This is a genomic window from Streptomyces sp. NPDC006265 (assembly GCF_040613555.1).
GTDB lineage: Bacteria > Actinomycetota > Actinomycetes > Streptomycetales > Streptomycetaceae > Streptomyces.
In genome coordinates this window covers 24,878-34,841 of sequence record NZ_JBEXSH010000009.1, presented here as the reverse complement: position 1 = coordinate 34,841, position 9,964 = coordinate 24,878, and the positions used below count along the sequence as shown (strand labels likewise).

Below are 9,964 nucleotides of genomic sequence, written 5' to 3'. Positions count from 1 at the left end.
TCCGATCTGTACTCGTGCGTGCGGCTGCCGGCGTTGCCGAACTCCTCTGTCATCCAGTGCAACACCACATCCGGACAGCGCAACCACGCCGACCTCACCCCCGCGGTACTGCCCGGCGTGCGGCGCACGCTGCGCCGCGCCGCCCGCCACTTCCCGCCCCTGGCCCAACTCGCCGCCCAGGAACGCCCCCACCGCCTCTCCCTGACCGCCGAGGACCTGGCCCATCTCCACGATCACGCCACCGCCCCGCTCGGCGAGGCCGGCATCACCTTGCAGTGGCCCCCCACTCTCCTCGGGGCCCTCACCGCCACCGCCGTTCTCGGCACCCACGGCCCCTACGACGAGAACGAGGGCACGACGGGCAGCGGCTACCTGGCCCTGAACCGGCTGGTGGACTGCCGCTGGCACATCAACCTCGACGGCGAACCGTTGACCGAGCAGGAGATGACCGCGCTCGCCGACGCCGCCTGGCCGCTGATCCGGCTGCGCGGACGCTGGCTCCTCGTCGACGACGTCACCGCCGGTCGAGCCCGAGCCCGCGACCTCGCGCCCCTGCCATCCCTCGACGCGCTGACCGCCGCCCTGTCTGGCACCCTCACCCTCGACGGCGAAGCGCTCGAAGCCCGACCCGCCGGCGCGCTGGCCACCCTCATCGACGTGCTGCGCCAAGCCCCCGACGACCCCCGGCCCACCCCGCCACCGATCGCTCTGAAGGCGACGCTGCGCCACTACCAGCAACGCGCCCTGGGCTGGCTGGCGAACATGGTCGACCTGGGCTTCGGCTGCTTGCTCGCCGACGACATGGGGCTCGGCAAGACCCTGACGACCATCGCCCTGCACCTCAACCGCGCCGAGACCACCACCGGTCCGACGCTGGTGGTCTGCCCGGCCTCCCTCATCACGAACTGGGAACGCGAGATCGCCCGCTTCGCGCCCTCCACCACGGTGGTGCGCTACCACGGCGCCGGCCGGACCCTCGACCGGGACGCCCTCGAACCCAACACGGTCGTCATCACCACCTACGGCACCGCGCGCCGCGACACCGCCGCCCTCGCCACCGCCGAGTGGGGCCTGGTCGTCGCGGATGAGGCCCAGCACATCAAGAACCCCACCTCCGCCACGGCCAAAGCGCTGCGCGCCCTGCCGGCCCGCAGCCGGATCGCGGTCACCGGCACCCCGGTGGAGAACAACATCACCGAGCTGTGGGCCATCCTCGACTGGACCAACCCCTCCCTCTTCGGCACCCGGAAGGCCTTCCGCACCCGCTACGGCGCCGTCGAGAAGGACTCCACCTCACCCGCCGCAGCCCAACTCGCACGACTCACCAGCCCGTTCATGCTGCGCCGACGCAAGTCGGATCCCGGCATCGCGCCCGAACTGCCGGGCAAAGTCCACCACCACCGCATCGTCGCCCTCACCGACGAGCAGACCGGCATGTACGAGGCGACTGTCCGCGACACCATGGACCAGATCGCCACCAGCGCCGGGATCCATCGCCGCGGCCTGGTCCTCAAACTGCTCCAGGCGTTGCGCCAGATCTGCAACACCCCAAGCCTCTACCTCAAGGAGCCGCTGGAGGACATCACCCCGGCGGACCTCGCCCGCCGCTCGGGCAAGCTGGCAGCCCTGGACGACCTCATGCCCACCCTGGCCGAGCGCGGCGAAGCGTCTCTCATCTTCACGGGTTACGTGCAGATGGGCCGCATCCTTGAGCAGTACCTCCGTGCCCGCGGCCGCTCCGTCCGTTTCCTTCACGGCGGGACACCCCAGTCCCGCCGCCAGGACCTCGTCGACGCCTTCCAGAACGACCCCGACCCCGCCCCGGTGTTCATCCTGTCGGTCAAGGCGGCCGGCACCGGACTCACCCTCACCCGGGCCGAGCACGTCGTCCACTACGACCGGCCCTGGAACCCCGCCGTCGAGGACCAGGCGACCGACCGCGCCCACCGCATCGGCCAGCACCGCACCGTGCAGGTCCACCACCTGATCACCGAAGGCACCGTGGAAGACCACATCAACGAACTCCTCGCCCGCAAACGGGCCCTGACCGAGGCGGTCCTCACCTCCGGCGAGAGCGCCCTCGCCGATCTCGACGACACCGAACTCAACGCGCTCGTCGCCCTTGCGAGGGTTCGATGACCGGCTCCGGCAACATCCGCAACATGGCCCCCCTCGTCGCCGCTTGGAAGCAGGCCTTCCACCTGGCGACCAACGGATCCGTCTCCTACGGCAAGGGCCTCAACCTCCACCGCAACGGCGCCATCGCCCAGATCCATGCGCAACCCGGCCGCCTGACGGCTGCCGTCACCGCGAAGAAGGCCACCCACCAAGCCGCCCTGCTCCTGCCCGAACTGACTGAAACGCAGTGGGACACCCTCGCCGGCCGTCTCGCCGGCAACACCCAAGCCGTCGCCGACCTTCTCGCCAACCGGGTTCCCGCCGCCATCGCCGACCCGGGCCACGCCCGTGGCATCGCCATCGTGCCCGGGGCCGAAGAGATCGCCTTCTCCTGCTCCTGCCCCACCGGCCGCACCGGCCGCGTGTGTGACCACAGCGCCGCCCTCGGCCACGCCGTCACCGAACGGCTCGCCGTCACGGCCTCAGTCCTGCTCGGCGCCCGCGGCATGTCCGCCCGCGCCCTCGCCGGCCTCGTACGCGACCTCGTGGCTGACACCGACCCCGGCACCCTCCCAGCGGACGCCGACGGAACCGTCCGCGCCGACCAGCTCTACTCCCTGGCGGCTCACCGGGCCCCGCACCCCACGCCCGAACTCGACCTCGACCCCGTCGTCCCGGTCACCACCACCCTCGACGACCCGCCCGTTCCCGGCCCCCGCGCGCAGGACCTGGCCTGGATGACCCAGGACGCGGCCGACCGCGCCCGCGCCCTCCTGTCCGCGGCCCCAGGCCAACCCCACGACGACCTTGCCGACACCGTACGGATCATTGCCACCCCCCACGGTGTCGACCGGCTCCCGGCCGCCGCCGACGCCACCGGTCTCACCGAAGCCGCGCTGCGCGCCATGATGATCGGCTACCGCCACGGCGGCCCGGCCGGCGCCCATGCCACCCTCGCCGCGGCCACAGTCCCGCCGAGCACGCTGGAACAGGCCGCAGAGGCCCTCCGCACCTCCCGCACCGTCACCCTCGGCGTCATCGACATCGCCGACGGATCGCTCACCGACTCGACCGCCGGCGTCCAGATCCGGCCCGGTCTTGACGGTCGGTGGCACCCCTTCACGCTCTGGCGAGCCGATGAGTGGCGCCCCGCCCCCGGAGCCTGCGACGATCCCGCCGAAGCCTTCCGTGCCGCGCGGCGCGCCCGCGCCGCACGACCACTCAGGCGATAGCCCGACCCCCAGCCGACCAGGTCCCCCACTCCGAAAGGTCCACCGCATGCTCTTGGACTCGCAGACCGGTGTAGGCATCTACCAGTTCATCGTCGACCGGCTCGAGGACCGGCGCCGCGAGGAGTACCCCGACGGCCGTGAGGCGTACGAGGACAACTGGACCGCCGCCCACGATTTGGAGAAGGCCTACGCCCAGGCCGTACATGCCGACGACCTCGACACAGCCGAACGCCTTCTCCACGAGCTCATGAACATGGCCGATCCGTGGCAGAACCATCCGCACCACCCGGCCAAGCACACCCGCGACGGGCACCAGCCCCGGAATGCCGAGCCCGGCAGCCGGCCCTAGGGACACGCGCTCGGCTACTGCATCAGCGATCCGGACTTCTTGAGCAGGCGGTCTAGTGCTGCATCAGGCAGCGTCAGCGAGCGGGGACAGCGTCACGCCGAGCTGATGCTCCGGCTCGGCGTGTGGAACACCGTCCGCGCCCAGGAACAGGTAGAAGTACGCCGTTGTCAGCTGCCTCGGAGCCGACGTCCCGCCCACAGTGCTCAGGTTGCCGGCAGAATAGAAGTGCGGCAGCCAGTTCGAGCCCACGATCGCTTCCACCCAGGCCCGCGCCTCCGCCGGATCGACTGCCTGGCGAGTGCCGAACTGCTTGTGCTTCGCCGCGATCGACAGCGTCAGCACACTCCCCTCCCGGCCCGGCCGCTCCAGGAGTACGGCCTGGTCCAGGATGTCCCCGACGATGGTCAGGACGGCATGCCGGTCGGTCACCGAACGCACTGGCCCGAAACGGTGCGGCACCGTCTGTCCCTTCGCCCGCATCTGCTCCAGCACGGTTGCGGGCACTACGGAGGCCAAGCCGCTATCGGCCGGGTCGGTGGAGAACAGGTCCCGGCGAAAGCGCCGCAGCTCTTCCTCATGCTTACGCAGCACAGTACGAATATCCACACACATGCCGTCAACGGTACAAGCCGGCCTGCGGCGCATCACATGCCCCCTGCTCCGCGCCCGCGGCCATCGCGACTAGGGAGCCCGCGAGCGACTGTGTCAGCCGCGTGCTCGTGGCACAGTCGGGCGACCACCTCCGGAACCACCTGGTCGGCGACCCCTCGGACACCACGTTCATGGGAAGGTCACCGGCCCGAGGCCCCTGGGTTCGGGATCCGGTAGACCGGGGTGGTGGGCGCGAGGGGGAGGTCGGGGCGGACCCGGGCACGGAGGAAGAAACGGCGCTCACGGCTGAACGTGATTCCCTCGACCGCGCCGTCCTTGTAGACCGGCCCGACGAGACGCCCGGCGCTGTCGCGGATACCGATCCGTACTCCAGGTTTCCAGTGTGCTCGCCTCCATGTGCCAAGGGTGAGCGGTCCCCGGGAGCCTGCCGGCGCGGTGCGCTGCTCGGGCGGCTCCTCGGGCGGAGGGGTGAAGTCCAGAAGCCGGACTCCATGGAAACCGCCGGCCCGTCCGCCCTCGCTCGTGGCGATCCTGCCCAGGGTGCTGCGCGACGTGGGGTGCGTCCCGAGATCCGGCAGAACAGGCGGGGGCGTCCACCGGGCGAACGCGAGCTGCGCGGCGTACCCGTACAGCACACGACCGCCGGCGTGGTCGCCGTACGCGGTCGGCTGCAGAACCTGGCACCGCTTGCCCGCGGCGTCGAGGCAGGAGATGAGGAGGAATCCCGACGTCGTGTCGAGCCGGCCATCGGCCTGGGAGGCGAGCAGGCCGCCGAGGATGACCGGTTCCGGTCCCACGCACACGCCGGCCTCGACGAGCGCGGCGAGCTCGTCGTCATCGGCTTGGGCGGCGCGCAGGGGGACGGCGTCGTGAGTGATCAGCGACCAGGGGGCCGGCAGCCGCAGAGCGTCCCGGGTCGGTTCGTCCAGCGGGGCCGTGGTGACCACGTCCAGGGCGAGCGGGGCGGGGACCATGTGCGCCGCGGCGAGATAGGCCGCGGTACCGGTCAGGGCGCGCAGCCACCGCACGGGTAGGTGCTGCTGAACCGCGTAGGTGTTGATGCGGAAGTCCTGCTCGTCCAGCAGGCCGGACCGCAGCGCGCCGACGTCCGCCGGCACCAGGCCGGACAGGTCCGAGGGCAGGCGGCGATGGATCCGGGCAAAGCGCCGCTCGCTCTCCCACTGCTCCCGCTGGGTCGCCAGTGCGGCGGCGGTGACGTCGACTACTACGTTGCCCGGTCCGCTCACCGCGAGGATGAGCTTCGACTCGTGAGGGAGTAGCTCCCAGTCGATGTCGTGCTCGTCCGCGAGTCGTTGTGCCTCTCCGCATTCCGTGACCACTCGCTTCCACAGCACCGCCAGTTGCTCGTCCCAGGATCCCGATCGGCCTGGCCCTGCACCGGGACCGAGAAGGAACTCCTTCCATGCACCCGAGCCAAGGTCGGTGACGGTGAGGTCGCCGTCACGCGCGCTTGGGGGCGTCGGCTGTGCGAAGGCCATATCGAGGAGGTTTCGAACGCTCATACAGGCATCAACGACCGCGCTCAGCTGGGAGGTACTCCTGACTGCGGCCGTGGGCGTCTGGTCACTCCTCGCGTTGCTGCTGGGCCTCTTCGAGGGCACGCAGCGCGGCCTGGCGAGTCTGCTCGATACGGGCAGGATCCCGGGGGATCTGGTCCCTGTCGGCTTCCGCGCCGCCGTCAGCCGCCGCCATCACGGCGTCGAAGGCATTTCGCCGCGCGGCCTCATTCAGCGGTGGGCGACCGCGCAACACCCCGATCGTCATCAGCGTCCGCACGTCGTCGCTCGTGGTGGGCCGCATTCGGCCGTCGACCAGATCGTCCAGCCTCCAGCTGTCCGCGATCTCTTCCCACGTCACGTCCGGCGTCGTCTCGTCGCTCATATGTTCCCCATCCGCTGCGAGAAGGAGGAGTCAACCACAGCGGCCGACCGCGTCCCAGGGCCGCTCAGGACCTTGCCGAGCTGCACCCGATGATGGTGGAGGTCCTGCGCGAGCTGCCAGCCGAGTACCCGGTGCGGGTGCTGGACCGCGACCTTCACCAGCCGCGGGCCCGAGTGCCTGCCGATGGACTGGGAGCGGCCGGCCGTCGGCGAGGCGAGACCAGGCGGGTCCCCCCTCGCCGACGGCGGCGGTTCACTGCGAGTTGTCGCTCTGCGACTGCCGCTGGTTCTGCTCCAGCAGCAGTTCCACCTGCTGCACCAGTTCCCGCGGCACAGTGGGAAGGAGGTACGGGCTCAGACCCTGGTCCCGCTGCGCCCGCATGGCGTCGACGACCCGCTCCTTGTACCGCAAGGTCCGGTGTGCCTCCATCGCCTTTTGCGTCTCGGCCCTCAGTTCGGTGAGCGACTCGCCCAGCTCGCCCAGGTCGACCGGCAGTACCCGGTGGCCCTGCTGGGCGGCCAGGGCGCTGGCGTCGGTCACGGCCACCGTCTTGTCCAGGCCTCCGCGGACCAGCCCGAGCGTCACTGTGGAGGGCTGCGTGTCGGCGGACGGGCCGCTCTTCACGACGCCCGGGGCGGGCCGGGTGTGGTTCTCGGTGAGCATACGCACGGCTTCTTCGCGGCCGGCCTGGTCGAGCTTCGCGGGCAGCTGCCCCGCTTCGGCCGCGGCCTTCACGTGCTGTAGGGCCTTCTGGTAGCCGCAGCTGGTCGTGCGGTTCAGCGCGCGGGCGATCCGCTCCTGATTGGTGGTGTTGTGGGACGGGGCCATCGCTTCTCCTTCGTCGCGTCCTGGCGTTGCGGTTCGTCCCACCACGAGCTTGGCCAGGGTGCGCGGGTTCGGAAAAAGGGCACCGGTCGTTGCTCGCACCCGCGCGGCAGCACGGTTCACCGATATCCCGGGGGTGGGCCCGGGCCGGCGCGCACAAGCGAGGTGCGCTGCGCCGAGCATAACGGCCGGTACCGACAACGCCCCTGGCCAGTTCCCAACTCCGTTGTCACAAAACAGCGATGGCACACCGAAGGTCGCGGAACTGCCGACGTACGGGGCAAGGAGCAGTACCGGTGAGGCTGGGCTGGACAGCTCCTGAGCGGCCGACTCGCGGCGAGCCCTGTGGCCAGGCTCTGACTTGCACGGTCCATCTTTGGTGAGACGAACCGGTATACATTCATCTGCGATGAGAACTGCGTCGTCTTCGCGGAGACAGGCCAACCGCGCGTGCGACGGGCACCAGGCCGACCTCACGGTCCCGGGTACCCGGTCATGAGACGGCAATGGGTCCTTCCGTTCGGCGTGGTCGCCGCGATGGTGGTGCTCACGCCTACCGCGTTCGGCACCCGCAGTACGCCATCGGCCCTCGGATGGACCGCCATCCTCATCGGAGCCATCTGCCTGCTGATGCTGCTCGCCCTGGTCGAGCACCTGACCCCACCATCGGACCGGACCGATGCCGATGCCGGGGAAGCCACGGCACCCGGTGCCCCGCGGCCGTCGGCCGGCGCAGTCGCGACGGCCTCCGGGCCGGCCCGCGCGTCCGGAGAGATCCCACCCGACGAGAGGGTCAGCTCGTCCAGGTCTTGAGCTGAGCGGCGACCTCCCGCACCGGGAGACCGTCCCGGGCGGCGCGGGCCAGCGGGAGGACGGTGTCCAGGCCAGGGCGCACCGGCATCCCGCACGCCGACAGGTAGGCCGCGGTCACCGTGGCCGCGAACAGCAGGTTCCGCATCTCCAGGCTCGGGTTTCTCGCCAGCTCGCAGAGCAGCGCCGCGGCCTTGTGATGGGGCTCGGGGTAGACATCGCGGTCAAGGATCTCCGCCCGGTGGCGTGCTTCCGCCGCGACCGGGACGCCGTAGTCGACGACCTGGGGATCTCCCGGAATCTGCTGCGCCACCGCCAGGATCCACGCGAGGTCGACGCGAAGGTTCACGCGGCGTCCCTCGATGCCGTCTCCGCCGTGGCGTCCGGGAGGCCGGGGTACCGATCCTCGCCGACTTCCGCGTCGAACACGTCCGTGTACGCGGCCAGGAATGAGGAGGCGCCGGCCATGAAGGCCGCACGGGACTGGTTCACGTCGGCCTCGATCAGATCAGCCACGTACCCCTGCAAGCTCAGGCCCCGTCGCTTGGCTCGGTCCTCGGCGGCTGCTTTGACAGCGTCGTCCAGGCGGATGTTCGTCTGCTTTGCCATACCCACACTGTAGCTATATGCCGGTACCAGCACATAGCAAATGGCGAGGCCGGTCCGGGACCAGGAGCGGAAGGTGGGATCATTCCGGGGGCAAGTGGGACGGGCGCGCCAGGAGGGGCAACATGATCGATCTTGAAGAGCGCGTGAACCGCGTGTTCAATCCGGACCTGCGTCCCCTCGTCGCCGAGGCGTACCGCTGCTACGCCTCCGGCTCGGCCCGTGGTGCGATCGTCCTGACGTGGACAGCTGTCTGCGCCGACCTCATCGCCAAGGCCCAGATCCTCCACGAAGAGGGCGAGAGCCACGCGAAGGACCTGGTCGCCGACGTGGAGCGCGCGCAGGGCAGTGCGGAGTCCGAAGCGATTCCGATCATGCTCGCCCTGGAGAAGACACTGCTCGACACGGCGGAGAAGCTCGAACTGATCGACTTCACCCAGCGCAAGCAACTGGAGCGGATCCGCGACGACCGCCACCTGTGTGCGCACCCGTCCATCCGTCCCCTCGGCGAGCTCTACGAGCCGACGATGGAGTACGCCCGCGCCCACCTCGCGGCTGCGCTGGAAGCCGTGCTCATCCATCCTCCGAGCCAGGGCCGCAAGATCGTCGCCAGCTTCCTCAAGCATGTCGTAGACCCCGGCTTCGTCTACGACACCGAGTACCTCACCCACACCTTCTTTGACCGCGTCCGCCCCAGTGCCAGGTCCAAGGTCGTCGAGGCCGCGGCCAAGTTCGCCGTCCTCGCGATCGAAGACTCCGCGATCAAGATCAAACCGGAGAGGTTCGCCGACCGGATGGCCAAGTGCCTGCGCAGCTTCGCCGCACGCGACGCCGACCTCGTCAAGAAGGCCGTCGCCAAGCAGATGGCCCGCCTGGAGACGGCCGAACCCTCCGTCCAACTTCAGGCACTCGGCCGGCTCGGCGATCTCCCGGCCTTCTGGGCCTCCCTGGGCGCCCCCGTGCGCAACCTCCTGAACACCAAGATCGAGAGGATCGGCACCCGGGCACCGTACAAAGACATCACCGCCGTCGAGGCCAAAGCCCTGGCCCTGGTCGCCCACCCCGAACTCCGTGCGACGCTGCCCGCGCTCACCACAGCGTTCTCCAACCTCTGGTACATCCCCCGTGCCGACATCATCGAGCAGCGTCCTGACCCGTACTTCACACCGTTTCTCCCGGCGCTTCTCAAGGACGTGGGCACCTTCGACCGCGGGCAGGAAGTCGCGGAGAAGGCCGTCCTTCCCTGCGCCGGCTTCCTGTCTCTGCCGGAGCTGGAACAAGTCCTCACGGAGTGGAACGACAACGACCAGTGCTGGGGCCGTGCCATGCCCGGTTACCTCGTTGAGCTCTACACCCTCACGAGCCACCTCGGCGACGGGCGCAGGAGCCTCTGGGCGCCGATCCTGGAGGAGATCCGGAGCGACGAGCGGGTCTTCACTCTCCTCGCCTCCGGCATCGGATCAGACGAAGCCGTCAACACCTGACGCCGGCTGTGTCGGACCCAGAGGGC

11 protein-coding genes are annotated in these 9,964 nt (G+C 70.0%); 5 read left to right on the top strand and 6 right to left on the bottom strand.

Annotated features, from left to right (window positions below; all coding sequences use genetic code 11):
- From ABZ281_RS02080 to ABZ281_RS02070, 3 genes are all read left to right on the top strand, one after another.
- Positions 1–2,139 (top strand): DEAD/DEAH box helicase (locus tag ABZ281_RS02080; protein ID WP_356651151.1); only part of this gene is annotated, 2,139 nt, incomplete at its 5' end.
- Positions 2,136–3,350 carry a hypothetical protein gene (locus ABZ281_RS02075; RefSeq protein ID WP_356651149.1) on the top strand — a complete coding sequence of 405 codons (1,215 nt, stop codon included), beginning with the start codon at positions 2,136–2,138 and terminating at the stop codon, positions 3,348–3,350. The genes ABZ281_RS02080 and ABZ281_RS02075, both read left to right, overlap by 4 nt.
- A 46-nt stretch (positions 3,351–3,396) precedes the next feature.
- The gene (locus ABZ281_RS02070) at positions 3,397–3,699 is read left to right on the top strand and encodes a hypothetical protein (RefSeq protein WP_356651147.1); all 303 of its coding nucleotides are present in this window, start codon (positions 3,397–3,399) and stop codon (positions 3,697–3,699) included.
- A 63-nt stretch (positions 3,700–3,762) separates the two neighbouring features.
- Here the strand turns inward: ABZ281_RS02070 and ABZ281_RS02065 are convergent, their stop codons facing one another.
- The 4 genes from ABZ281_RS02065 to ABZ281_RS02050 form a co-directional block, all read right to left on the bottom strand.
- Positions 3,763–4,344 (bottom strand): hypothetical protein, encoded by a 582-nt coding sequence (locus tag ABZ281_RS02065; RefSeq protein WP_356651145.1) that lies wholly within the window; start codon positions 4,342–4,344, stop codon positions 3,763–3,765.
- A gap of 146 nt (positions 4,345–4,490) precedes the next feature.
- Positions 4,491–5,666, bottom strand: a complete 1,176-nt coding sequence (locus ABZ281_RS02060; RefSeq protein WP_356651144.1) for a hypothetical protein — start codon at positions 5,664–5,666, stop codon at positions 4,491–4,493.
- Positions 5,667–5,895: 229 nt separating this feature from the next.
- Positions 5,896–6,213, bottom strand: coding sequence for a hypothetical protein (locus ABZ281_RS02055; RefSeq protein ID WP_356651142.1), 318 nt, complete (start codon positions 6,211–6,213; stop codon positions 5,896–5,898).
- Positions 6,214–6,465: 252 nt separating this feature from the next.
- Positions 6,466–7,041, bottom strand: a complete 576-nt coding sequence (locus tag ABZ281_RS02050; protein ID WP_356651140.1) for a hypothetical protein — start codon at positions 7,039–7,041, stop codon at positions 6,466–6,468.
- Between the two features lie 492 nt (positions 7,042–7,533).
- Here ABZ281_RS02050 and ABZ281_RS02045 point away from each other — a divergent pair, with 492 nt between their 5' ends.
- On the top strand, positions 7,534–7,851 hold the full coding sequence (locus ABZ281_RS02045) for a hypothetical protein (protein ID WP_356651138.1): 318 nt from the start codon (positions 7,534–7,536) through the stop codon (positions 7,849–7,851).
- Here ABZ281_RS02045 and ABZ281_RS02040 read toward each other — a convergent pair.
- Both ABZ281_RS02040 and ABZ281_RS02035 read right to left on the bottom strand, forming a co-directional pair.
- Positions 7,832–8,197 carry a hypothetical protein gene (locus tag ABZ281_RS02040; protein WP_356651136.1) on the bottom strand — a complete coding sequence of 122 codons (366 nt, stop codon included), beginning with the start codon at positions 8,195–8,197 and terminating at the stop codon, positions 7,832–7,834. The genes ABZ281_RS02045 and ABZ281_RS02040 overlap by 20 nt on opposite strands.
- Positions 8,194–8,457, bottom strand: a complete 264-nt coding sequence (locus tag ABZ281_RS02035) for a hypothetical protein (RefSeq protein ID WP_356651134.1) — start codon at positions 8,455–8,457, stop codon at positions 8,194–8,196. Before ABZ281_RS02035 ends, ABZ281_RS02040 begins: the two co-directional genes overlap by 4 nt.
- A gap of 122 nt (positions 8,458–8,579) precedes the next feature.
- Here ABZ281_RS02035 and ABZ281_RS02030 point away from each other — a divergent pair, with 122 nt between their 5' ends.
- Positions 8,580–9,938 (top strand): hypothetical protein, encoded by a 1,359-nt coding sequence (locus ABZ281_RS02030; protein WP_356651132.1) that lies wholly within the window; start codon positions 8,580–8,582, stop codon positions 9,936–9,938.
- Positions 9,939–9,964: the final 26 nt, after the last annotated feature.